This window comes from Hymenobacter norwichensis DSM 15439 (assembly GCF_000420705.1).
Classification (GTDB): domain Bacteria; phylum Bacteroidota; class Bacteroidia; order Cytophagales; family Hymenobacteraceae; genus Hymenobacter; species Hymenobacter norwichensis.
Map to the genome: position 1 here is coordinate 15,404 of NZ_ATVL01000001.1, position 22,653 is coordinate 38,056.

Consider the following 22,653-nt stretch of genomic DNA (forward strand, 5'->3'; position numbering starts at 1 on the left):
ACTTATAAATTTGTAATCAGCGAAAGAGTTACAAGAGTTCTTTGCTAAGTGCTGCCGGTTGTCGCGTTCCCTCTCCACTACTTTCCTCTCCCTCGTATGAGCACCACCAAGTATATCTCGATCTCATCCCAGAAGGGGGGCGTGGGCAAAACGACCATCAACATCCTGGCCGCCTCTATCTTTCACTTCCTGGGCAAGGAGAAAGTAGCCGTCATCGACTGCGACTATCCGCAGCACTCCTTGGAAGGATTGCGCAATAAGGAATTGGCCCAGCTTCAGGCCGACCCCGTCAAAGCCGCTGAATTTCAGGTCCTCAACATGCAGTCGTACCCTATCGTGGATTGCACGGTAAAAGAGGCCCTGGACGTGGCGAAGGAAATGGACGGGCAATTCGACCTAGTGTTCATCGACACGCCGGGCACTATCAACGTCCCGGGCCTGCTGGAGCTGTGGAAGCAGTTAGACTATGTGTTCATGCCCCTGGAAGCCGACGTGTTAAGTGTCGAGGCTACGATACCCTTTGCCGGGGCCTTGGAAACCTTCGTGATCGGCAAGCCCGGTAGTCGGCTAAAGCAGTACTACGCCTTTTGGAACAAGCACATCAAGAGCGAAAAGCAGGACTTCTACAACAAGACGGAAGAGCTCTTCGCCCAGCAGAACATTCCCTTCCTGAAGAGTCGCCTGGAGCATAGTGTGAACTACAAAAAGGAAGGCATGCGCTCGACCATGTTCCCCCTATCCAAGGAGTTTATGCGCTTGGGTATCACTGGACTGATCCAGGAAATATCGCAGATCATCTTTGCCGATAAAGTTCTGGCAAAGGCTACTGCATCCACCGAGGCAAGCAAGGCCCTTTAATCTTCTACTCCTATGGCCAAGTCTGCTGCCACCGACGTGAATGCCTTTGTGAGCTCGTTTTCGCGTACTCGCCCAACTACCCCAGCTGCTGCTCCTGAAGCCGCCCCTGAAGCTGATTCTTCACCTGAGCCCGAAACTTCTATGCAAGCTCTACCCGCATCCGAACCTGCTACCGAAACACCTCCAGCGGCGCTCAGCCTGAAAGTCGAGCGTACGGAAGAGCCTGTACAAAAGGGAAGAAAAGAGACGGCCCCAGCTGCTCCGGCCGGCCAGATCGACTACGCCGAAACCTTCCTCTATCGGGGACGCGAGAAGAAGATTAAGGCAGTCTATATCACCGAGGATGCCCACCGCACACTAAGCGCTATCATCTCGGCCAGCGACGGTACCGGCCTGGCTGATCTACTCGCCAATATCATTACCCATCACTTTGAAACCTATGGCCCTGACATCCGCAGCTTCATAGCGGAGCAGGAGAGGAAGAATAAGAAGCGCCTGCTGATTTAATCTTTTCCCATTTCCTAAGTCACTGATTCACATATCCCTAAAAAAGGTATGTCGACTACTGCTTTGCCTTATCCTTTCACCCTACACTTAATACCGACATGTTTAAAATGATCACGTGGCCGCAGTACTTAGGTGCCGTGGCGGTCCTGCTCGTCCTGTACTATGCATACGTGGGCGTGGTGTACTACCGGGCAGAATTACTCGGCCTAGTAGCCGGCAAGAAGGGCAAAGCAGTAGCTGGTGACCAGGCTTTCAACCCCGGCCCTACCTCCCTGCTCAATCGCGGGCCCTTGATTCCAAAAGCGGCGGCCGTCGTTATTCCCGCTGCCGCTGCTGCCGCCGCCATCCCAGCTGCGCCGGCAGTAGATACCACCGGCTCAGATGTGGCCACTGATAACGAGGAAGACGAGCAGGAGCAAGCGCCAGGAGAAGAAACCGGTACTGAAGCATCCATTGAAGCCCCCAATGAGGCCGACCAGGAAGCTCAACCAGAAGCCAGCGAAGAAACCGACGAACAACCTGAACCAAACAAAGGAAACAACTTTTGCAACAAAGAAAATTCTTTTGTTGAAAATTCTGTTAATTTTACGGATGCCGAATCAGAGCAAATGAGCCATGGTGTGCAAGATGGGGAACAAGAGTCGGCAGAAGAGTTTGAAGAGGATTTTACGGTCGGGGTTGCTCAGCTCAACAACATCTTTGACCGGGCCGCAGATGGAGAGTTAACGCAAGAACAACTTGTAAAAGAAGTGCCCGAGCTGGAGAACACCGACGTGTTGATGGCATTCTACAAAACCAGCACCAAGAGCGCTCAACAACTAACTGCTGCAACATATGCCCATGTTGCCGAGCCTGCCCTGAACTAACGTTTTTAGTAGCTTTTTTTCAACTTTCCCTTTCACTCATTTTATCCTTTTCCCAAACTTTTACCGCCATGTTTAACAAACGCCAAGCCCTCAAAACTCGTCGTTCCCTGATCAATAAAGCCCAGGCCCTGTGCACGGCGCTGGTCGTACTGGCCACCGCTACCGCTTCGCTCGCTCAGGGCAACGGCGCTGCGGGTATCCAGGAAGCCACCACCCAGGTGACGAGCTACTTTGATCCGGCTACTACTCTCATCTATGCCATCGGGGCCGTTGTCGGTCTGGTGGGTGCCGTGAAAGTGTTCAGCAAGTGGAACTCCGGCGACCAGGACACGCAGAAAACTGCGATGAGCTGGTTCGGCAGCTGCATCTTCCTGGTGGTCGTGGCCACCGTTCTGCGCGCCTTCTTCCTGTAAGGCCATGAGCCACTACCCGCTGAATAAGGGCGTCAACAAGCCCGTCGAATTCAAGGGACTAGTGGGCTCGCGGTACATCTTTATGCTACTCGGTGGACTCGGCGGCGTGTTCTTGGGCTATATCGTCCTGCACGTCGCCGGCGTCAGTTCCTACCTAACGTTGCCGCTGGCCATTGGTAGTGCTTTCTGCTGGGTTACCCGGGTATTCAGTCTGAGTGCCAAATATGGAGAGCACGGGGCCATGAAGCAGCAAGCCAAGGGTCGGCAACCCAAGCGCATTGTAAACCGCAACCCTCGCCTGTTTAAGAACCTGAAACGATGAGCCAGATCCTCCTACCTTCCGCCACTCTCGAAGACAAGCAGCCGATTTACGCGGTCGAGGACGGTTGCATTATCAGCAAGAATGGGGATGTAACCGTCGCTTACCGCCTGGAGCTGCCCGAAATCTTCACGCTGGCCCAGCATGATTACGAGGCGCTGCACTCGGCCGAAGTGAAAGCGCTACGCCTACTGCCCAACCATACAGGAGTGCACAAACAGGATTGGTTTGTTGAGGATAAGTACACGGCCTCCTTTGAGGACGACCGTTCGATGCTCTCGCAGGCCTACGAGCGGCATTTCAACGAGCGGCCGTTTCTCAACCATTACTGCTACCTGTTCATCACCAAGACGCCCAGCAGCCGGGAAAACTGGAATAGCCTGTCTACCCTGCTGTCGCGCTCGAAGATCGTCCCCAAAGAGATGATGGACGAGAAGCTATTGAGCAGCTTCTTCAACGCCGTGGGGCAATTTGTGCGGGTGCTGTCGGATGCCGGCATTGGGTTCACCCAGCTGACGGATGATGATCTGGCCGGCACCGATGAAAAAACCGGGCTGCTGGAAAAGTACCTCTCGCTCAACATGAGCGACGTGGCACCTATGAGCGACCTCGATTTTACCAACGGCCTGAAGGTGGGCAACAAAATGTGCCACTGCTACTCGCTGGGTAACCTCGATGACTTGCCGATGGCCTTAACCACCAGCGCGCGCCACAGCAACCTGAGCACCGACTACACCAACTTCTTTGTGGGCTTTTCCTCGCAAGTCGGCCTGAGCCTCAACTGCAACCACATCTACAATCAGTATGTGTTTATTGATGACCAGGCCAAGACGCTGAAGAACTTCGAGAAGAAGCGCGACAACCTGAATGCGCTGTCGCTCTACTCGCGTCAGAATGCCATCAATAAGGAGTTCTACGACCGCTACCTGAACGAAGCGGTTTCCGAGCAAAAGCTTTCCGTACGGGCTCATGCCAACGTTTTTGCCTGGACGGAGCACGAAGCCGATCTAAAGGAGCTGCGGGAGCAAACGGGTGGGGCTATCAGCAAGATGGGCTGCAAGGCGCGGGAAAACACCGTGGATATCGGGGCGCTGTTCTGGGCGGGCATACCGGGCAACGCCGGCGACTTCCCCAGTGAGGAAACCTTCTACACATTTGCCGAGCCGGCCTGCTGCCTGTGGAATGTGGAAACCAACTACCGCAACTCCAGCAGCCCGTTCGGCATTAAGCTTTCCGACCGCATCACTGGCAAGCCGGTGCACGTGGACATTTCCGATGAGCCGCGCAAAAAGGGCATCATTGCCAACCGTAACAAGTTCGTGCTGGGTGGTTCGGGTTCGGGCAAATCGTTTTTCACCAACGGCATGGTGCGGCAGTACCACGAGCAAGGGTCGCATGTGCTGATTGTCGATACGGGTAATAGCTACAAGGGCCTCTGCGAGCTGCGCAAGGGGGTGTACTTCACTTACGAGGAAAAGAACCCCATCAGCTTCAACCCCTTTTTTGTAGTGGGAGAACCAGACGTGGAAAAGCGTCTGAGCCTGCATAACCTGCTGGTGATGCTCTGGAAGCGGGAAAACGAGAATGTATCCCAATCCGAGTTCGTTTCCATCTCGACGGCCCTTACGCAGTATTACCAGTATTTGGCGGCTGACTCCAGCATTCGGGCCAGCTTCAACACGTTCTACGAATTCCTGCAGGGGCCTTTCACCGCCTATCTGGCCACGGAGAAAGTACGGGAGCAGGACTTTGACATGCTCAACTTCCTGTACGTGCTGAAGCCCTACTACAAAGGGGGCGAATACGATTACCTGCTCAACTCCGACAAGCAGCTCAACCTTACCCAGGAGTCGTTCATCGTTTTTGAAATCGACAACATCAAAGACCACCCGATTCTGTTCCCGGTGGTCACGCTGGTGATCATGGACACCTTCCTGCAGAAGATGCGCACCCTCAAAGGGGTGCGGAAGATGATCCTGATTGAGGAAGCCTGGAAAGCCATTGCGACGCCGGCCATGGCCGAGTACTTGAAGTACCTGTTCAAAACGGTACGTAAGTTTCAGGGGGAAGCTATTGTCGTAACGCAGGAAGTGAAAGATATTCTCGACAACCCGGTGGTCAAGGATACCATTATCACCCAGTCCGATTGCATGATCCTGCTGGATTTGCGCAAGTTCATGGGCAAGTTCAACGAGATTCAAGAGGTGCTGGCCCTGTCGGAAAAGCAAAAGGCGTTGGTGCTCAGCATCAATCAGGATCGGCGCCCCAACGTCCGCTACAACGAGGTCTACATTGGCCTTGGTACTACGATGGCCACGGTGTACGGCGTGGAAGTGTCGAAGGAAGAGTATGTTACTTACACCACGGAAGAAGTCGAGAAGAAGATTCTCTTCAACAAAGTGGAATCGGGTATGAGCATCGAAACCGCTATTCAGGCGTACGCTCAGGAGCTACGCGAAGCTGGGTAACACCAGGCGGCGCAACTATCACTGTCACTAACCACCCCACCCACTATGAAAACGACCGCTTTGTTCCTCCTAGCCAGCCTGGCCCTCTCTTCCTGCGGGGAAGATGCGGCCTCGAAAAAGCTGGCGGCTGATACCGAGGCCCGCGTGACGGCTTCCATTCAGCAGCTGCTCGTGCAGGCCGGCGACAAGGCGGGCACGACTTCCTACGTGCAGGTAGTTCACAACTGGTATCAGAGTGATGTGCCGAACCTGATCAAGCTCAATCCGAAGACGGAAAGCATTTATCAGACGCATGCGACCATCCTGCAGGAAGTAGCCAGCAACGAACCCAAGCTGGTGCAGCATCCGGTGGTGACGCCGGCGCAGGCTGAAGGCATCCGGGCCAAGTACAAGCAGCTGGTCGATGAAAGCGCCGCCCGGGTGCAGGAACTCTCGGCCCTGGCCACGAGTGAAACCACCATGAGCGAGGCCGAACAGCTGAAGTACGTTTCCGACCTGGCCGACAAGCAGACGCATCACCTGGCGTTGGTGCGCTACTACTCCAAGAAAACAGCTTCCACCCTGGCGCGCAAGCAGCAGGATGCGACCAACAAGCGCCTTATACGCAACATGTGGGGGGTTTAGCCCCGTTTCCTAACCAAGTCCACTAAACACTTTTAGGATATGAAAAAGACACAGTTTTTCCTGTGTGTGGCCGCGCTTTGCCTTGTTGGTAAGCCTTCCGCCCAGGCACAAGCCATCGTTTCTGCCCCGGTTCTGGAGGGGACCAACTTCATTCAGACCGGGTTGCAGGCTACGCTAAAGGCCCTCAACACCACCGCGAATAAGCTGGTGAATAATGGAGTAGTCGAGCAGGTGCTGACTAAGGGATTCACCGAGAAGAACATGCTGCTGGCCAAGAATTGGTACGACGGCTTGATGCAAGTCAGCAACACCATCCGCACCTACCGGCGCGTGCAGCACATTTTCGAGCGCCAGACGGCCATCATCACCATCTATTCGAATTACATCGGCAAGTTTCGAGCTGACCCTAACCTGACGCCGGCGCAAGTACAAGGCATGGTGCGGGGCTACACCACTCTGATTCAGGAGTCGGCTTCCTACCTGGATGATCTGACGGCTATTGTTTCGCCGCTGAAGTCGAAAATGACCGATGCCGAACGCATGGAGCTGATTGATGCGCTCGACGACAAGGTGACCCATCAATACGACCTCGTATCCTACTTCACCCGCCGCAACATGGCTATTTCCATGCAGCAGAATAAGGCCCAGAAGGATATGCTGCTCATCAAGCAACTCTACGGCCTAGCCAACTAACGATGAAAAAGCTACTCTGCTTTCTAGCTCTCGGGGGCCTGGCCCTAGTCGCGTTGCCGGCGCGGGCTCAGTTCGTGGTCACCATGCCCATTGCCGAAAAGCAAGCCACTAAGCAGGCGACCCACCAAGGCTTTCTGACCACGCTTCGTGCTTTGGGTAATACCATCGTCAAGAAAGGCACCAACACGCAGGCGGTCATCAAGCAGCTGACCAACCAGACGGCTGAAATGCACGACGAATGGTACAGCAGCCTGCTCAAAATTAACGGGGTAGTGCGCGACTATCGGCGGGTGCAAAACATCTGGACCTACCAAAGCCGGATTATGAGCCTCTACACGCAGAATATGAGCACCCTGCGGCAAAACCAATACCTGACGCCTACCCAGATTCAGGGCATGGTGCGGGGCTACACCGTGCTACTGGCCGACAACGTGGGCCTGCTCGATGATTTGACCGTCATCCTGACTCCTAACGGGGCGAAGATGACCGATGCTCAGCGGCTGAAGTTCATCAACAAGATTTCCGATAAGGTCGAGCATCAGTATGCGCTCGTGGCCTACTTCACCAAGCGCAACCAGGCTATTGCCAGCAAGCAAAGCAGAGAGGCCTTGGATCGTCAACTCCTTAAACAGCTCTACGGGCTCTCCAACTAACTACAGCTATGTCTCTGCTTTCTATTCTACTTCAGGTATCCATTCCGGTTGAATCACTCAACCAGCTGCTCGACAACCTCTACGAGGAAATGTTGCCCCTGTGCTCCGACATGATCAACATTGGCCGCGCGCTGGGGGGCCTGGGCGCCCTGGTATTTATTGCCAGTAAGGTATGGCGTAGCATCGCCGCCGCGGAGCCGATTGATGTATTCCCGCTGCTTCGGCCCTTCGCCATCGGCCTCGTGATTGCCTTGTTCCCCTCGATGCTGCTCATCCTGAATGGCGTGCTGGGGGGCATCTCCAACGCCACCAACTCGGTCGTGCGGGTGCAGAACCAGAACATCATTCAGCTACGGGACCGCAAAGCGGAGCTGCTGGCGGCCCGACCCGAAAACGCGGTCTATGAAAACGATGAAGCATTTGACAAGGAACTGGAAAGCAAAGATGTACTCGACTTCGGCGGGCGGGCAGCGCTCTACTTCGACCGCATGAGCTACGATGTGCAGAAAAACTTCCGCGAGTGGATGCGCAATGCCCTGGAGCTGGCCCACCACTCAGCCGCGCTGGTCATCAACACTATTCGCACCTTCTTTCTGATCATCCTCTCCATTATTGGCCCCATCAGCTTCGGCTTTGCCATCTGGCCCGGCTTCGAGGGCACGCTGACCAACTGGCTTTCGCGCTACATCAACACCTTTTTGTGGTTGCCGGTGGCCAACATCTTCGGGGCTATCATCGCCAAGATTCAGGTGATGATGCTCAACCTAGACATTCAGCAGATTCGCTCAGGGGGCGACCTGGAAGCAGCCGATATGGGCTACATGATCTTCCTCGTCATTGCCATCTGCGGCTACTTCACTGTGCCCTCGGTCGCGGGCTGGATTGTGGCCGCTAGTGGCATGGACAGGATTACCCGCTCTTTCACCAGCGTCGGCGGTGGGGCGGCCTCGGGTGCTGCCAGTCTTGCCGGTGGTGCTGCGGGCCAAGTGGCCGGCCGCGCGGCGAACGTGGCAGGCGCTATGATTTCGGATGCGCGCAACAACACGGTACCGGGCACGGTGGGCAATCAGGGCTACAAAAACACAGCAGCTTAATCTACTACGACTATGTTTCGATCCCTCAAAAACATTGATTCCGCTTACCAGCAAACGAAAACGCTGGCTTTGCTTTTCATGCTGCTGTGCTTCTCAGTGGCCGCCTACGCCGTGTACTCGGCTCGGCAAACGGCTGCTGCTGCCCAGGGCCGCATCTACGTGCTTGACCAAGGCAACCTGCTGGCGGCCGTCTCGCACAACGTGAAGGAAAACCGCCCGGTGGAAGCCAAGGATCACGTCAAGCGCTTTCACGAGTTCTTCTTCACCCTCGACCCCGACGGCAAGGCTATTGAATACAACGTGAGCCAGTCGCTGTTTCTGGCCGATGAGAGCGCCAAGCGGGCGTATGAGAACCTGAAGGAGAGCGGCTACTACAACAACCTGATTCAGGCCAACATCAGCCAGAATATCAAGGTCGATAGTGTAAGCATCAATGCTGCCTCCTATCCCTACTATGCCAAGTGCTACGCGCACCAGCAGATTATTCGGGCCTCGTCGGTTACCAGCCGCCTGCTGATCTCCGAGTGCTACCTGCGCGACGTGTCGCGCTCGAGCAATAACCCGCATGGTTTCCTGATGGAAAAGTGGCGGGTGATCCAAAACAACGACTTGCGCACCGAGCGCCGCTAACCCCTACCGTTATGGCAACCCCTTCCAAACAATCGCAGGAATTCCTCAACAAGCGCCGGTTGATGGCCTTCATTCCAGTACCGGGCGTTATCTGCCTCACCCTGCTTTTCTACCTGGGCGGTGGGGGCAAAGGTGTGGCTTCGGCCACAGCCACGGCGGGGCCGGGTGCTACCGGCATCAACACCACACTTCCCGAGGCGGGCAAAACCGCGCTGTACGAGGATAAGATGGAGGCTTACAAAGCGCCGCATGACAGCACGCAACGTGATAACCGACTCGCCTTTACAACGGTCGGGGAAGTTGCTGAGTCGACGGATGCAGCTGCTGCCGTCGCCCCTGGGGCAGCCAGCACCACGGCCGCACCTGGTGGGCTCAATTACGCGGTGCAACCGGGACAGTCGCCCCAACGCTACGACCCCAACACCGACCCCAATGTGACGGCCGTGCAAAGCCGCATGCAGCACCTTCAGCAGCAGCAGCGGGCACCTCAGCCCTCCTATCGTTCGAGCGGGGGCTATGCCAGCGACGGTGGGTACAGCAGCAGCGGCTACGCCAACCCGACTGCCTACACGCCGGCGTCCTCGAGCAAGGATGTTGAGCTAGACCAAACCATCAAAGAGCTGGATGATTTGCGCAAGCAGTATGAGAAGCGGTTGCAGGCCCTGAGCACGCCCACGGCCACGGTCGCGGCACCAGCTGCGGCGCCGCCATCGGTGGCCACGAGTGCAGCGGCCACCAAGCAGAAAGGCATGAGTGTGGTCACCGAAGTACAGCAGTCGGTGGTTACCAGTCTGGGTAGTCGCGCCGGCATGGGTACGCCCGTAGTGGTAGTGAATTCGGGCAACGCCTTTCACGGCCTGGGGGAAACGACCAACGGCCAGATGAACTCGGTACCGGCCGTCATTCATGATGACGTGATTGTAAGCCAGGGTTCGACGGTGAAGATGCGCCTGCTCTCGGATGTGCAGCTGGAGGGGCGGCTTATCCCGCGCAACAGCTTCCTGTATGGCACCTGCGACGTGTCGGGTAACCGCCTCACTATCGAAGCTACGTCGGTGCAGTTTCAAAACAGTGTGCTACTGCTGAGCCTGAAAGCCTACGATATGGACGGTGGGGAAGGACTGAGCATACCGGGCTCAGTGAATCGGGACGCGGCCAAGCAGGGCATGGCCAACGGAACCAGCTCGGCCGACCTGCTCACCATGTCACCCAGCCTGGGCGCCCAAGCGGCCGGCATTGCCTTGCAGACCGGCAAAGCACTGGCCGGCAAGAAAATTAAGCTGGTGAAAATTCACCTCAAAGCCAACTACAAACTGCTGTTGAAATCATGAGACTGCACCCCACTCTTGTCCGCCTCGGCTTATTCGCCCTGTCGATATCGGCCCTGCCTGCTACGGCCCAAAAGTCTATCGCTACTCGCCGGTCGATGACCTCGGCTCAGCTGCTGGGTAACTTCTCGCCACCGGCACCCAGCGCCCCAGCTGCGGCACCGGCACCCATGCCGAAGATGCTCAGCCTCGGGGAACAGAACTACATCGGCTCGTATCACCTGGGCGTTGGTTTCCAGAAAACCACCCACCTGATTTTCCCTTACGCCGTGACCTACGTTGACCTGGGCAATTCGGGCATTATTGCCGACAAAGCGCAGGGGGCGGAAAACATCGTCAAGCTCAAGGCCAATCGGCAAAGCTTTCCCCAAACCAACATGACGGTGGTAACGGCCGATGGGCGGCTGTATTCCTTCCTGATCGATTATGAGCAAGACCCACGTGTTCTGAACTACAACCTGACCACCGGTGCCGGCGACGCCTCGCCCGTTATGCCGATGGCCATGTTCTCCAATCTGAGCATGACCCAGACCGAGATGGAAAACTACTCGCGTATCGTCCTCAAGAAAAAGAAGATGCTGCGCACCAAAGAGGTGAAGGATGATATTACCCTGGCCCTGCAAGGCATGTACACCAAGGATGATATGTTCTTTCTGCCCCTCTACATGTTCAACAAGTCCAATATTAACTACGACGTGGACTTTGTGAAATTCTACATCCGGGATAAGAAGCTGGCGAAACGCACGGCAATTCAGGAATCGGAGTTGGCCCCGTTGTTCGTTTACAATTCCACCCAGACTACTATTCCCGGCCCGGGTGGCATGGACCAGGTGTACGTACTCCGAAAATTCACTATTCCCGATGACAAGAACCTGGTGGTGGAGATGTTCGAGCGCGGCGGGGGCCGGCACCTCACTTTCAACGTGACCAACGAAGATATTCTGAAGGCCCGCAAACTAAAACGCTAAGCTACTGGCGCCGCGGTGCAACACGTGGTGCTGTAGTTGGGCAAGGGTATAGCACGTTGCTATACCCTTCTTCGTTTCCAGGTGGCACCAATATTGTAGGATTTCGTATGTTAGCTACGAGAATGAAGGCTACTCGTGGCAGCGTTATCTATTCTAGCTTTCGCTTTATCCCTACCACTATGCGCAAGTTCCTGATCATTGTGGCCTTGGCCATCTTTCTTTATAGCCCTTATGGACCCAGCTGGGGACAGTTTGCGGTAAACGCTGCCATCGTGCTGAGCATCTTCAGCTTTCTCGGCAAGCACCAACCCAAGCACCGGTACCACGACGAACACGAAGAGTACCACTAGACCCTTATGTTCTCGACTTTCGACCCTTTGCTATTTGTGCGGATCGTGGGTAGCTCCTTTGTAGGCGGCTACCTGGTTTGCCTGATGTTCAAAGAGATATTCGGCTACAACGTCGGCCGTCGCAAAGGCCCAAAACCTTGATGCAACCGTGCATTTTATTTATACAAAAGCCCCAACGCGCATTGCATTGGGGCTTTTTGTTGATGTAATTCTACATTAAAAACTGTTTACTCAATCTGAAGCCAGGTGCGACAAGTCATGCAGTTGGTGCACCGCATCTTGAGTTCGGTTACGCTGCCGTGAATGCTTAACACTTCTTCATGCGTGTGCAGGGTTTCGTCCTGGCAAGTCACGCAGTTGAGCAGCTCAGCGTTGCTGATCATTTCTTCTAGGAAATCCAGTTGGTCGGCTTGCATAGTGCGGTGGGGTAGCGAGGTAAGCAAGATATCAAATTGGCCAGATATGGGTTCCGCAATGGGTCGCGCCGCCCAGTGCCTTAACTTCTGATTTCCCTCTTTTCCCGTCCTGCCCGCTGGCCTTGCTATTTGGCCGCTGTAGTCTTCGCTCGGGTTGGGGTGTATTCTTTCCCGTTCGGAGGTCTGATCGTTCAATACGTGTCAGCCTTGCGTCAAATTCGCCCGTTCTCGCTTCGTTGGCCCGGCCCATCATCCCTCTAAAAGCTATTTTTTGATTCGCTTCTCTGTGGTCGTAAGAGGGTATTCTTAATCTTCTCCTTTTCTATCTTAGTAGGAGTAGGTGAACGAAAACCTACAAGTGGGGGAATGAAAACCTACACACACAGGGAACGAAAACCTACAGTGGAGAATGAAAACCTACAGCTTGGTGAACCAAAAGATACAGGCGGTGAATAAAAACCTACAGGATGGTGAATGAAAAGATACAGTATATAAAAGCATAAAAAAGACCATCCCGCATATAGCAAAATGGACTTTTTAATACCTTATAAAACAGCCTTGTTGTACTCAGGAATGCAGTTTTTCGGTAAGCTTCAGTACTTGCTGCTGTCCCTGTTGCCGCGCCTGATTCTGCCGCTGTTGCTCGGTGGCTAGGCGCTGCTGCTCGGCCTCCTGCTCACGCTGGCCAGCCTTCTTGGTTAGGATAACTTGGTAGGCTGCTGGGCGCGTACCATCAGGCAGCCGCCGCACGGCGCCAGCATCCACTTTCTCAATACGAGCCGTGAAGGGTATACTGCCCAAAGTACAAACCCGCTCTAAGTATCCCCGTAGCAGGCTGGCGGCTTTCTTGGCCGGCGTCTTAACGAAGCCCGCTATTTCCATCAGCTCCGAAAAGTTCTCGGTGAATTCGTTCTTGCCTTTGTTGTCGGCGCTGCACCACAGGCCCCAGGCATACCGCATGCGCAGATACAGGAAGCGGCCGACGGTCCAGCTGCTGCCCTGCTTGGCATGGTCGGTGCCGGTCGTGCGTAGGCTCACGTAATCCGGGATGGTGATGAGCTGACTCAGGAAGTGATTGTTCTGCACGAAGTCGGGGTTGATTTCCACCGTATAGCGCACAAACGCCCGACTGCTGCGCACAATCTCCAACCCACGGAATACCTTCAGCGAGCTAAGCTTGTAGCGCTCTTGGCGCCGCTGATCGACGACGCGATACTCCTTGTCGGTATACGCAATTGAGTTGGTTGACATACTGAACATCGTCGCATCGAGGATGCAACGGCCGTAGTCTTTGCGCAGCTTTTCTTTGTAGGCAAAGATAGCCTCCCCACCTGGCGTGAGGGGCTTGAGAACACTAGTCCGACGTTGAGCAAACAGCCGATAGAAGTCCGCTGCGTGGAAAGTGATGCTGGGCGCTGGTATCAGCAGATCCAGCCGCTCCCGAAAGTTGGGAACAAACGACTCCTTGGCGGCCCACACAAGCAGGTCAATGGCCAAGCTACCGTAGGGCCCAAATTGCAGGACCTCGTGCGGGTATCTGCATATATTAGAATCCAAGTAGATTTTCTCTACATTTGCCATGCGAATATTATTTCATTAATGGCAAGCTTCGGTTGCACGAAGCCTGCCGTTTCCGACGGGAGCCCTTGGTTGCACAGGGGCTCCCGTTGTGTTTACACTCATGTGAGCAACTAGTTCCGAAAGGTAGCCAATCCCCCCACATTGTTTCTATTTAGGAACAGTATTTTCACCGCAAAGAATAGACTTTATAAGTCAGCCCTACTCCTGAGCCTTGGGCTTACGTGGGGAATACTTGCGGCCGATAACCTGCTCCGGTATCTGATTTAGCTGCTCTATTACTTCTTTATTGCGGCTTACCTCAGCCAACACAATCTTGATCACCTGTTCGACTGGGCGCTTGATCATCTTCGCCACACCCATCATCTCGGCCACAGTCAACAAGGATGGATCAGCCTCTTTACGCTTCAGCACCCCGAAGCCGACGCCCATCACCTTCATGAAGTCTCGGTCAGTGAATTGATCTCTTTCCCTTATCAATTGGCTGAAGGTCTGTGGGGTGTCGTTATTTTTCATCAGTGCTAACATTTCAGGCGAAAGTAGCGGAAGCGCCTCAGCATTAAAACTGCGGGTCGGCCTCGGGCTGTGAAGCCGGCGCCGGGGCCTCACCCAACCACACCACCTCCGGGCGTGGCTCAGGCGAATAATAGAGGCCAAAATTACTGTGCACGTTGGAGACGCCGTTTTTGGCATTGCGCGCGGAAAGCATCGTTTTATACACCTCGTAGCTCAGCTAGGCGGCCTGGCGCTCTAGGTGGCCGTCGATGTAGCCGACGCCCAGGCTGTGGCCCCAGCCGTGCAGCTCGGGCCACACCAGCTTGCGGAAGGGCAGCAAGGTTTCCTCTATCTGCTCCACGTCCACGTTTAGCATCCGCTGCGAGCTATCGAGGCTGGCGGGCAACCGGTCTGTCTGGCCCCAAAGGAAGCGACCGTAAAACTCCAGCGCCTCCGTTACAATGGCGGCATACTTGTCAGAAAGAGTAAGTTGGCAGGGCATTTGGGCTTAGGGAAGAAATTAAAACTAGCTATACCAGATATTTGAGGCTAGTCAGGTAAATACCCATTTAGCAATGATGAATACAGAGAAAAACAAAATTGAAAAAGCAGTAGAAGACGGTTTAAGTAAGCCTGCCTTTGACTTGACACAGGATTATGCCGAACTAGGCTTAGATAGCTTTCTCGATAACCCAGCTCTAAAGGAATTACCTCTTGTGAAATCTATTGTCGGCGTTGTTCGGGGCGGAATGGCAATCCGGGAAATATGGCTGGCAAAAAAGCTACTGACCTTTCTAAGTGAGTTTCACAATGGAAAACTTACAGAGGAAAGGAAGCAGGAATTTCTAACCAAATTCAGGGAAGACACAAAGTATCGAGTCTCAGTAGTCGAGCATGTTGTTGTGCTCAATGACCGCTTTATCAGCGTGGAGAAGTCCAAGATACTAGCCAACTTGTTTCAAGCTCACATTAATGGAAAGTTCGTCTGGGAAGCATTCTGCCAATTATCAGAGTGTTTAGATACCCTGCACACTAGGGCTTTTGCCGTCCTTCACAATTCAGCTAACTCAGATGATCCTTTCCATTTTAAAACTCATGATTACGACGTAGATGGAGGGGGGGTGCTGTTTAGCGCTGGTCTTTGTATCGTTCATGGCAATCATTATAGTGTCAATGCATATGGACAGTACTTGTACTATTATGGCATTAAAGGCGACATTGACTTTACCTTTCCAAAACAAGAATCAAACTAAAGGGAAGAAAAAGGGCGGCACCGGCAAACCCCGGCCACTGCATGAGCAAGGCCGGGGCCGCGGTACTGGCCGCTACTTGCGGGCGCGAAGGGTTACAGGGTCGTACTCCTTGGCTAGTTGCTCCTGTGCGGCTTCTGCTAGGCCAGCGGTAAGCACTTCCCTGTTGAGCAGCCGCACTACCTTGTCTTGATAGTTGTCGAACTCGTAGCTCAGGTTGTAGTGAACCACGACGAACAGCAGCAGCCGCGAAAGCTCGGCTTCGGTGGGCGCTACCTGCATGGCTTGCTCTCGAATCAGCCGCTTTTCCTCGCCATAGGCGTGGGTTTTCTGCTCCGGCTTCTGCCAGCCCCATTCTTTTACCAATGCCGCAAACAAGCGAGGTTCCTCAGCTCCTTGCCGGTTGCGTTGCAGCTGGTCGGCAATCAACTCGGCCAGAAAGATGCGGCGGGCCTCGGCTCCGGCCTCATCGGTCCCACCCAGCAGCGCGGCGGCGCGTTGGGCAATCACGAGCTTGGTTGCTTCGTGGGTCAGGCGCTTGCGGCGGCTCTCCTTGTTCTGCTCCCCCCGGCTCTTTTCGGACTTGGCTGGGCCAATGAGCAAGATTCGCACGGCTTTCCCCTGCTGCGGTCCATCGACGTACACCCCGAACTCAACTCCTTTTTTCTTCTTGGTGAGTTCATAGCGGCCCATTGGCAGGGCACCGGCTGGCGCGTTGTAGGTGCTGCTGGATATGCGGCGGGCGGGCTGCTCCGGCGTACTGTTCTCGGCTAGGGCTTGCTCGGTGCGCAGGGTGAGCTTCTTGCCCCAGCAAGCATTATCTAGGCAGGTATCTTTGGCCGTAACCTCCTGCATAAATAGCAACGACTGGCAGCTGCTGCGCTTGGGGCAAGCAGTGCAGGCCCCGGCGACAGGGTACAACGTGGCATCTTCCAAATCCCACGGCGCACTATTCAGCACCCGCATTTCACTGTTCAGCCAGTTCTTTACCGATAGTTCGGTAATCTGCTGGTACCGGTACTGCTGGGCCTTCTCGGTGTGCATTCGCTGCTGCACCGAATGAGGCCAGCGGGCCAATTCTTCGGCGGCGCTCAGGGTCATTTTATTGCTCCGTAGCGCTTCCATCCACACCGGCAACAACTCGCTAATGGCGCGGCGCTGCGCCACCCACAGCAGAGGCTTGCCTAGTCGGCTGGCAATTTCTTGATAGCTGGCCCCGTTGGCGCTCAGGCGGGCCACGGCCACCGCTTCGTCGGCGGGGTGGGGGTTCTCGCGTTGCAGGTTCTCAATCAGGCGGGCTTCCTCGGCTTGCTGCTCGGACATTTCCCGAACGTTGGCCAGGATGGTAGGCAGCTCGGCCAACTCGTGGGCAGCATAGCGGCGGGCACCGGCCACGAGGGCCAAGTACTTGCCCTCTAGCGGCTCCACCAGCGGGCGCACGGTAATGGGCTGAATCAAGCCCGACTGCTTGATGCTCTCGGCCAACTCGGCCAAGCCCTCGGCACTCATGGCGGTTCGGTAGTTGCCGCCGATGTAAATATGGGCCAGCGGGACGTGGCGCAACTCCACCCCCAGCAGGGGCATAGAATCGGCGGTAAAATCAGGGGAAATAGTGATGGGTTGGGCGCTCATGACAAACAGTAAAAAGAGTGGGGTTGCAGTCTCCTTGTGCTTTGCTGTGCCCTACTGGCACCGGATAGACTGGCCTATCCGGTGCTTTCGGGAAGCCGGGTTAGGCGGCTTTCATGTTCGATTCTTCCAGTTGCGACTGTACCACGGGCTGATCCGTTGGTTCGTTGGGGCTCTGACCTAGTATCAGATTGAGCGCCTTCTGCGCGTGGCTGGCCGCTTTCACCAGCAGCGTTTTATCTCCTTTGAGCTTGCCCAACCAGAATTGCAGGTAAGCGGCTGTATTGTCGTCGGTGGCTTCGGGGCTGATACCTGCGGCACCACAGAGAAAAGCGGCTCCCATTTCGGCGGTCAGTTCCTCGCGGGCGTATCCTTCGGCTCCTTTCACGGCCATGTTTTCGGCTAGGTCGGGGCGGTTCAGGCGGCAGCGGTGGCCGGTGGCGTGGGTCAGTTCGTGAAAAAGCGTCTGGTAATAGAGTTCAGCCGTGCGGAAGCTGCCGAAAGCGGGCATATTCACGGAGTCCGTAGTGGGCACATAGTAGGCGTTCTGGTCCATGTGGGTAATGCGGGGGCGCTCGGCCCAACCCATCACGATAGCCTCAGCCGCTTCTATTGGCTCATGGATGGCGGGGGCGGCTTGCGGCAAAACCAGGTTCACGCCTTCCACATCGGCAATGTTGAACACAGTGGAATAGCTGGCGAACGGTATGCGCTTGGTTTCCCCTTCGGGCGCTTCCTTCTCAATTACATTGTAGAAGATGATGGGAAAGCCCTTCGCGCCTTGGCGAATGTGCCCGCCTAGCTGCTTGGCTTGGCGGAAAGTCATAAACAGCGGCATTCCGTCACAGAGGAAGTGGAGCAAGAAGGCGTTGATGCCGGTGTACACGTGGCCGCTGACGTAGTTGCGGGGTGCGCCGAACGTGTGCCAAGGCTTCTGCCACGGAATCTGCCCGCCTTCCATCTTTTCCAAGATGCGGTCGGTAATGATCTGGTAAGCATCGGCTTTTGCAGTGCCGGTACTTGGGGTGATGTTGCGAATATTTTTCACTGTACTAGGGCTTTAGAAAAGGGCTTTGTTGCTCTTTCTATACCCTAAAGATACCAACTTTGTTTCTAAATAGAAACAAAGTTGGTATCTTTTTTCATCTTTTCTTAACTAAAAACAGTGTTTCTGGCACGATAAAGGTGTTTTTCTTCCCTTTAGTTATTCTCTTCAAGTAACCTATTTAGCATTCTCGCTTTACGTTTTCAAGTTCTTGCTATGAGTGCTTAGCAGTATACATAACCGCAACACTTATTTCTACTCTCCAATAAGATTGGCAGTTGTAAACGGTTATCTATCATAGTTGCTTGTATTCTTATCATAGATTCAGCAATTGCATTCAGAAGTAACCAAAGAGAAAACTGAAAACTGATGGCGATGCTTCTCATTTCCTGCTTTCATTTGATTTCTAGCTAAGCCTACGCCCCTTAAAAGGCTAATGATCTGAGTTTAATCTTTGGCAACACGTTGTCAGAAAAACCAGTCCTTGGTGCGGCCTCGATTCGCCGCGTAAACTCTGTTTACGGGCCGGCCTAACTACGTTTTCTCTACTGTGATAAAGGTACCGGCACCGCACAAACGTCTTAATCTTTAGGATAGTAGCTTCAGTTACTACGTTCGACAGCACATGACCAAGGCCCTCCATTAAAAAGATTTGGAACAGGAGGCATAGTGTCAGGTGGCCTAGCAGCACAGTCAAAGCGGTAGGGTAGTTGTATTAGGTCATACCTTGCTTACATCACCGTTTTCATGATCGCTAGCTAAGCTTCCTCTTATACTATTATCTCTTTATCCTCGGTGACTAATAGAATTCTGGATGGCGATTAGGAACAAGAATAACCCAGCATTAATACGAGTACTATAAAATTAGAATAATTCAATATCACAACAGAAAAATAAGTTAACACATATATCTAAGTATTAGGTTTTGAATATTCATTTACATACCTATGTACTCTTTCCAAGAATTTATATTCTTACTGGGAAGAAAGTATAAAATTTTCACTGCAATATCCTTATTCATATATAATCCTGCTGCGATGAATCTAGATGCGTTGTTAACCTGCTTTAGCAAGCTTCCTTTAACGACCTCGTAAGGCTGCGCCCCTGCTTTGGGGTCAAGTACTTTGCTCTCACCTATTGCTATCAACTGCTCAAGGTAAAGCAAGTGCGCTTCATCTATGAGCAGTAAAGCAACTAGCCTAGTGACTACGAGGGCTACCAGATAATACCTACAGCCTTAGGTCCGGTCCCCCCTGATGCAGGATGCGCTGAGCATCCTTCCCCTTCACTTCCTCTGATCGAGTCCGCGCCACTGACTGCGCTAAGCACCTAGCCCTTAGCAGTTCATGGCCGCACTAGGTTACCGGCACCCCTCACTCGCAGCAAACTCCTAGATACTCACCTTCCATTACCCCAGCAATTTCCACTTTTAACCCCAGTAATTATGCAACACCTTGACTCCTCGCCGGACGTACCCGTCTGCGGCGCCCCCATCGTTATAGTAAGTGCTATTACAGCGCCGCAATGCGTAGTGTCGAGTCGGTTTTGGGCGTTTGCCCGACTGATGGCCATCGTCCTTTTGACGGCGCTGCCTATGCTGGCGCACGCCGAGCACTTTACGGCGCCGATCTCTGACTTTGACCATGTCGGTATGGGAACCTTTACGGGCAACTATACCCAATCTACTACTGACCATCCGTGGTTCATCTTCAATGCCAATGCTGGCAACACGGTAACGATCAACGTCACCTCTTCTTTCACTGGAGGCTTTGGCTCTGGCAGCTACACGTGGCTTTATCGAGCGCCGGATGGATGCGCCGAAATTGGTGACTTCGCTGACAACAACACCTTGCAGCTCGTGCAAACAGCCGGCAATGGTGCCAATAACTATACGTTGACGTACACCGTCCCGGCCACCGGCCAATTTGCCGTCCAGTTGGATTCCTGGCTAGGTGGCAGCGGCGCCTATACGGTGACGCTATCCGGTTCCACGGCGACCACGGTGCTTTGTTCGACGCTCATACCTACCTTATCTACTTCTCCCCTGGCTACGGGTCCGTTTTGTGCCGGTCAAGCTTTGGCCGTTCCGTTTACCGTGAGCGGCCCGTTTGCGGCGGGTAACGTCTTCTCGGCGCAACTTTCCAACGCGGCGGGCAGCTTTGCCTCGCCGGTGACCATCGGCACGCTGACTGGAACGGGTTCGGGCACTATTGCCGCTACGATTCCGGCAGGCACGCCAGCAGGTACTGGCTATCGCATCCGAGTAGTAGGCAGTACCCCTGCCGTAACGGGTACTGATAACGGAAGTAATCTAACCATCAACGCGGCCCCGGTGCTGACGCTGCCCGCCAGTCAGACGGTGGCAGCCACCACAGGACAATGTAGCGCCAGCGTGGCTTTTGCCGCCTCGGCCACTAATCAGGCTTCGATCGTTTACACGCTGGGCGGCACACCCATCACTTCCCCCTACACTTTCCCAGTAGGCACCTCTACCGTTACCGTTCGGGCCACCAACAACTGCGGCACGGCCACGGGCACCTTCACGGTGACGGTGCAGGATCGGCAGGCCCCGACGGTGCGGGCTGCGGGCTTCCAGACGGCGCTGGTGAACGGCACCCGTACGATTGAGGCCGCCGACGTAGATGGTGGCAGCTTCGACAACTGCGGTATTGTCTCGCTGAGCATCAGCCCGCGCACCTTCACCTGTGCCAACATTGGCCCCAATCAAGTCACGCTCACCGTTACCGACAACTCGGGTAACGTGGCCACGCAGACGGTGACCGTCATCATCGTTGACAACACGGCCCCAGTGGTGTTGGCCGCCGGGTTGCAAATCAACCTGATCAACGGCACGCGCACGATTGAAGCAGCCGATGTTGACTACGGCAGCTATGACGACTGCGGCAGCATCGTGTCGCTCACGCTGAGCAAAACCACCTTTACCTGTGCCAATGTGGGCCCCAACCAGGTCACGCTGACCGTGCGTGACAACTCGGGCAACACGGCCTCGCAAACCGTGACCGTACTAGTAGTCGATAACACGGCCCCAGTGGTAGTGGCCGCGGGCTTCCAAACCACGCTGATCAACGGTACGCGCACCATTGAGGCCGCGGACGTGGACGGGGGTAGCTACGACGATTGTGGCTCGATTGCCTCGTTGAGCATCAGCCCACGCACCTTTACCTGCGCCAACGTCGGCCCTAACCAGGTCACGCTGACCGTACGCGATAATGCCGGTAACGTAGCCACGCAGACCGTGACCGTCATGATCCTGGCCGATGCTACCTGCACCAACAGCGTGGCCAGCCGTAGCAACTCAGCCAGCGCGAACCTGAGCAATGAGAGCCAGCTACAGGCGTACCCGAACCCGATCACCGATCAGGCTATGGTGTCGTTCCGTCCCACGCAGGCCGGCAAAGCGCAAATCAAGGTCTACAACCAGTTGGGAGTAGTAGTGGCCACCCTGTATGATGGAGCAGTGGAAGGCAACCGGCTTTACAGCGTGACCCTGAATGGGCAGCCGCTCGCCAGTGGGGTCTACAACTGCCAGCTCATCACCAACGGCAAGGTGACCAATCAGCGCCTGCTCGTCAGCAAGTAAGTAGCGCGTAGTACCCGTCTTGCTTCGCAACCGCCGGCCCGGTCATTCAGGCTTGAGGGACTTGTCTTACTAAGCGGAAGGTAAAGCCGAGTGCTTTAGCAAGACCCATCTATAATGAACGGGGGACGTAGCTTGGCTACGTCCCCCGTTTGTGCGTTTGTGCATTTGCTCATATAAGCAAAATTTTAGAAGGAGTGGCGTAAAACAGGAGCAAGGTTCTCCCTCAGTTAAAGGCAAAACGATTCTCTATTTCCACACCTGCTGAGCTTAACTCATAAAGAACTTTTGTCGGATAAACTTGGTAAAGGTGATAGCTGGCAATTCTCGGTTGTCGCTACCTTTGCCCGTAATGCGTCTGTCTGCTCTGTTTTTTGCCTTGTACTTCGCGTGCCTCTCGTGCCTAGCCTGTGCCGACGAGGTTCCCGTGTGCCAGGATCAGACGCAAACTACCATCGCCGCCTCGTCGCACTCGGACTGTGGAGCCGATGCCCTAGGTGACTGGTGCTCGCCGCTGTGCCAGTGTCACTGCTGTGGTGGGGCCGTTGTTCCGCTGGCGCCGTTGCCGGTGCTCGCACAAACCCCACCTCACGTATGGGGTTCGGTTAGCCGGCCCGCGCAACTCGTGGTCGCGGCACCAACTCGTGCTCCCGGGGCTATCTGGCAACCGCCGCGGGCCTAACCTTTCCCTTGTTTTCCTGCTGACCACCCCACCGGGCGGCCTGCTTTCCTAGGGAGCAGCCTTGCCCGGTTTGCCAACGCGTGGCGTTGCGCTTAGGGTGCGTCCTGGCCACGCCGTTCCCGCTTGTACCAGCCGGAACCGCCTCGCCGCAGGGTTTTCACGGAAGTGTTAGACCTAACCCCTACCAGC

Annotated in this window: 24 protein-coding genes; 17 read left to right on the forward strand and 7 right to left on the reverse strand. The window is 54.8% G+C overall.

Annotation, left to right across the window (positions count from 1 at the left end; genetic code table 11):
• Window positions 1-96 precede the first annotated feature (96 nt).
• The 14 genes from G536_RS0100070 (at window position 97) to G536_RS0100135 (ending at window position 11,771) form a co-directional block, all read left to right on the forward strand.
• The gene (locus tag G536_RS0100070) at window positions 97-858 is read left to right on the forward strand and encodes a ParA family protein (RefSeq protein WP_022821546.1); all 762 of its coding nucleotides are present in this window, start codon (window positions 97-99) and stop codon (window positions 856-858) included.
• 12 nt (window positions 859-870) lie between these two features.
• Window positions 871-1,365, forward strand: a complete 495-nt coding sequence (locus tag G536_RS0100075) for a DUF3408 domain-containing protein (RefSeq protein WP_022821547.1) — start codon at window positions 871-873, stop codon at window positions 1,363-1,365.
• 98 nt (window positions 1,366-1,463) lie between these two features.
• The gene (locus G536_RS25460; protein ID WP_022821548.1) at window positions 1,464-2,231 is read left to right on the forward strand and encodes a hypothetical protein; all 768 of its coding nucleotides are present in this window, start codon (window positions 1,464-1,466) and stop codon (window positions 2,229-2,231) included.
• A gap of 68 nt (window positions 2,232-2,299) precedes the next feature.
• Window positions 2,300-2,644: a DUF4134 domain-containing protein gene (locus G536_RS0100085; RefSeq protein ID WP_022821549.1), complete on the forward strand. Its 345-nt coding sequence runs from the start codon at window positions 2,300-2,302 to the stop codon at window positions 2,642-2,644.
• A gap of 4 nt (window positions 2,645-2,648) precedes the next feature.
• Window positions 2,649-2,966: a DUF4133 domain-containing protein gene (locus tag G536_RS0100090; protein ID WP_022821550.1), complete on the forward strand. Its 318-nt coding sequence runs from the start codon at window positions 2,649-2,651 to the stop codon at window positions 2,964-2,966.
• Entirely contained in the window at window positions 2,963-5,431 is a 2,469-nt protein-coding gene (locus G536_RS0100095) for a TraG family conjugative transposon ATPase (protein WP_022821551.1), read from the forward strand. The genes G536_RS0100090 and G536_RS0100095 overlap by 4 nt, the downstream gene beginning before the upstream one ends.
• 45 nt (window positions 5,432-5,476) lie before the next feature.
• Window positions 5,477-6,055, forward strand: coding sequence for a hypothetical protein (locus tag G536_RS0100100; protein ID WP_022821552.1), 579 nt, complete (start codon window positions 5,477-5,479; stop codon window positions 6,053-6,055).
• 39 nt (window positions 6,056-6,094) lie between these two features.
• Window positions 6,095-6,748, forward strand: a complete 654-nt coding sequence (locus G536_RS0100105) for a hypothetical protein (RefSeq protein ID WP_022821553.1) — start codon at window positions 6,095-6,097, stop codon at window positions 6,746-6,748.
• Window positions 6,749-6,750: 2 nt separating this feature from the next.
• A complete protein-coding gene (locus G536_RS0100110) occupies window positions 6,751-7,401 on the forward strand; it encodes a hypothetical protein (protein ID WP_022821554.1) in 651 nt (216 codons plus the stop codon).
• 8 nt (window positions 7,402-7,409) lie between these two features.
• Complete coding sequence (gene traJ / locus G536_RS25465) at window positions 7,410-8,495, forward strand: conjugative transposon protein TraJ (protein WP_022821555.1); 1,086 nt, start codon at window positions 7,410-7,412, stop codon at window positions 8,493-8,495.
• Between the two features lie 12 nt (window positions 8,496-8,507).
• The gene (gene traK, locus G536_RS0100120; RefSeq protein WP_022821556.1) at window positions 8,508-9,125 is read left to right on the forward strand and encodes a conjugative transposon protein TraK; all 618 of its coding nucleotides are present in this window, start codon (window positions 8,508-8,510) and stop codon (window positions 9,123-9,125) included.
• Window positions 9,126-9,136: 11 nt separating this feature from the next.
• The gene (gene traM / locus G536_RS0100125; protein WP_022821557.1) at window positions 9,137-10,456 is read left to right on the forward strand and encodes a conjugative transposon protein TraM; all 1,320 of its coding nucleotides are present in this window, start codon (window positions 9,137-9,139) and stop codon (window positions 10,454-10,456) included.
• Complete coding sequence (gene traN, locus G536_RS25470) at window positions 10,453-11,421, forward strand: conjugative transposon protein TraN (protein WP_084708425.1); 969 nt, start codon at window positions 10,453-10,455, stop codon at window positions 11,419-11,421. Before traM ends, traN begins: the two co-directional genes overlap by 4 nt.
• Window positions 11,422-11,600: 179 nt before the next feature.
• The gene (locus G536_RS0100135) at window positions 11,601-11,771 is read left to right on the forward strand and encodes a hypothetical protein (RefSeq protein ID WP_157530230.1); all 171 of its coding nucleotides are present in this window, start codon (window positions 11,601-11,603) and stop codon (window positions 11,769-11,771) included.
• Window positions 11,772-11,998: 227 nt separating this feature from the next.
• Here the strand turns inward: G536_RS0100135 and G536_RS0100140 are convergent, their stop codons facing one another.
• The 5 genes from G536_RS0100140 to G536_RS0100160 all read right to left on the reverse strand — a co-directional run bounded on the left by G536_RS0100140 (window position 11,999) and on the right by G536_RS0100160 (window position 14,762).
• Window positions 11,999-12,187 (reverse strand): hypothetical protein, encoded by a 189-nt coding sequence (locus G536_RS0100140; RefSeq protein ID WP_022821560.1) that lies wholly within the window; start codon window positions 12,185-12,187, stop codon window positions 11,999-12,001.
• A gap of 567 nt (window positions 12,188-12,754) precedes the next feature.
• Window positions 12,755-13,684: a hypothetical protein gene (locus tag G536_RS0100145; protein ID WP_033369423.1), complete on the reverse strand. Its 930-nt coding sequence runs from the start codon at window positions 13,682-13,684 to the stop codon at window positions 12,755-12,757.
• A gap of 282 nt (window positions 13,685-13,966) precedes the next feature.
• Complete coding sequence (locus G536_RS0100150) at window positions 13,967-14,281, reverse strand: hypothetical protein (protein ID WP_169515015.1); 315 nt, start codon at window positions 14,279-14,281, stop codon at window positions 13,967-13,969.
• A gap of 43 nt (window positions 14,282-14,324) precedes the next feature.
• Window positions 14,325-14,474 (reverse strand): hypothetical protein, encoded by a 150-nt coding sequence (locus G536_RS31920; protein WP_022821563.1) that lies wholly within the window; start codon window positions 14,472-14,474, stop codon window positions 14,325-14,327.
• A 24-nt stretch (window positions 14,475-14,498) separates the two neighbouring features.
• Window positions 14,499-14,762: a hypothetical protein gene (locus G536_RS0100160; RefSeq protein ID WP_022821564.1), complete on the reverse strand. Its 264-nt coding sequence runs from the start codon at window positions 14,760-14,762 to the stop codon at window positions 14,499-14,501.
• Window positions 14,763-14,835: 73 nt separating this feature from the next.
• Between G536_RS0100160 and G536_RS0100165 the strand changes: the two genes are divergently transcribed.
• A complete protein-coding gene (locus tag G536_RS0100165) occupies window positions 14,836-15,513 on the forward strand; it encodes a hypothetical protein (RefSeq protein ID WP_022821565.1) in 678 nt (225 codons plus the stop codon).
• Between the two features lie 72 nt (window positions 15,514-15,585).
• Here the strand turns inward: G536_RS0100165 and G536_RS0100170 are convergent, their stop codons facing one another.
• Window positions 15,586-17,142, reverse strand: a complete 1,557-nt coding sequence (locus G536_RS0100170; RefSeq protein ID WP_022821566.1) for a ParB/RepB/Spo0J family partition protein — start codon at window positions 17,140-17,142, stop codon at window positions 15,586-15,588.
• A gap of 100 nt (window positions 17,143-17,242) precedes the next feature.
• On the reverse strand, window positions 17,243-18,187 hold the full coding sequence (locus G536_RS25475; protein WP_022821567.1) for an ArdC family protein: 945 nt from the start codon (window positions 18,185-18,187) through the stop codon (window positions 17,243-17,245).
• Window positions 18,188-19,628: 1,441 nt separating this feature from the next.
• Between G536_RS25475 and G536_RS25480 the strand changes: the two genes are divergently transcribed.
• The gene (locus tag G536_RS25480) at window positions 19,629-21,785 is read left to right on the forward strand and encodes a T9SS type A sorting domain-containing protein (RefSeq protein WP_033369424.1); all 2,157 of its coding nucleotides are present in this window, start codon (window positions 19,629-19,631) and stop codon (window positions 21,783-21,785) included.
• A 349-nt stretch (window positions 21,786-22,134) separates the two neighbouring features.
• On the forward strand, window positions 22,135-22,464 hold the full coding sequence (locus G536_RS31925; protein WP_157530232.1) for a DUF6660 family protein: 330 nt from the start codon (window positions 22,135-22,137) through the stop codon (window positions 22,462-22,464).
• Window positions 22,465-22,653: the final 189 nt, after the last annotated feature.

What these genes read in the sequence shown, in the direction of transcription:
- traK (WP_022821556.1), top strand. Translation starts at nt 8,508, where the DNA reads ATGTTTCGATCCCTCAAAAACATTGATTCCGCTTACCAGCAAACGAAA.
- G536_RS0100165 (WP_022821565.1), top strand. Translation starts at nt 14,836, where the DNA reads ATGATGAATACAGAGAAAAACAAAATTGAAAAAGCAGTAGAAGACGGT.
- G536_RS0100140 (WP_022821560.1), bottom strand. Translation starts at nt 12,187, where the DNA reads ATGCAAGCCGACCAACTGGATTTCCTAGAAGAAATGATCAGCAACGCT.
- traN (WP_084708425.1), top strand. Translation starts at nt 10,453, where the DNA reads ATGAGACTGCACCCCACTCTTGTCCGCCTCGGCTTATTCGCCCTGTCG.
- G536_RS0100100 (WP_022821552.1), top strand. Translation starts at nt 5,477, where the DNA reads ATGAAAACGACCGCTTTGTTCCTCCTAGCCAGCCTGGCCCTCTCTTCC.
- G536_RS25460 (WP_022821548.1), top strand. Translation starts at nt 1,464, where the DNA reads ATGTTTAAAATGATCACGTGGCCGCAGTACTTAGGTGCCGTGGCGGTC.
- G536_RS31925 (WP_157530232.1), top strand. Translation starts at nt 22,135, where the DNA reads ATGCGTCTGTCTGCTCTGTTTTTTGCCTTGTACTTCGCGTGCCTCTCG.
- G536_RS0100105 (WP_022821553.1), top strand. Translation starts at nt 6,095, where the DNA reads ATGAAAAAGACACAGTTTTTCCTGTGTGTGGCCGCGCTTTGCCTTGTT.
- G536_RS0100150 (WP_169515015.1), bottom strand. Translation starts at nt 14,281, where the DNA reads ATGAAAAATAACGACACCCCACAGACCTTCAGCCAATTGATAAGGGAA.
- traJ (WP_022821555.1), top strand. Translation starts at nt 7,410, where the DNA reads ATGTCTCTGCTTTCTATTCTACTTCAGGTATCCATTCCGGTTGAATCA.
- G536_RS0100110 (WP_022821554.1), top strand. Translation starts at nt 6,751, where the DNA reads ATGAAAAAGCTACTCTGCTTTCTAGCTCTCGGGGGCCTGGCCCTAGTC.
- G536_RS0100160 (WP_022821564.1), bottom strand. Translation starts at nt 14,762, where the DNA reads ATGCCCTGCCAACTTACTCTTTCTGACAAGTATGCCGCCATTGTAACG.
- G536_RS0100070 (WP_022821546.1), top strand. Translation starts at nt 97, where the DNA reads ATGAGCACCACCAAGTATATCTCGATCTCATCCCAGAAGGGGGGCGTG.
- G536_RS25480 (WP_033369424.1), top strand. Translation starts at nt 19,629, where the DNA reads ATGCAACACCTTGACTCCTCGCCGGACGTACCCGTCTGCGGCGCCCCC.
- G536_RS0100095 (WP_022821551.1), top strand. Translation starts at nt 2,963, where the DNA reads ATGAGCCAGATCCTCCTACCTTCCGCCACTCTCGAAGACAAGCAGCCG.
- G536_RS0100170 (WP_022821566.1), bottom strand. Translation starts at nt 17,142, where the DNA reads ATGAGCGCCCAACCCATCACTATTTCCCCTGATTTTACCGCCGATTCT.
- G536_RS0100090 (WP_022821550.1), top strand. Translation starts at nt 2,649, where the DNA reads ATGAGCCACTACCCGCTGAATAAGGGCGTCAACAAGCCCGTCGAATTC.
- G536_RS0100085 (WP_022821549.1), top strand. Translation starts at nt 2,300, where the DNA reads ATGTTTAACAAACGCCAAGCCCTCAAAACTCGTCGTTCCCTGATCAAT.
- G536_RS0100135 (WP_157530230.1), top strand. Translation starts at nt 11,601, where the DNA reads ATGCGCAAGTTCCTGATCATTGTGGCCTTGGCCATCTTTCTTTATAGC.
- traM (WP_022821557.1), top strand. Translation starts at nt 9,137, where the DNA reads ATGGCAACCCCTTCCAAACAATCGCAGGAATTCCTCAACAAGCGCCGG.
- G536_RS31920 (WP_022821563.1), bottom strand. Translation starts at nt 14,474, where the DNA reads ATGCTTTCCGCGCGCAATGCCAAAAACGGCGTCTCCAACGTGCACAGT.
- G536_RS0100075 (WP_022821547.1), top strand. Translation starts at nt 871, where the DNA reads ATGGCCAAGTCTGCTGCCACCGACGTGAATGCCTTTGTGAGCTCGTTT.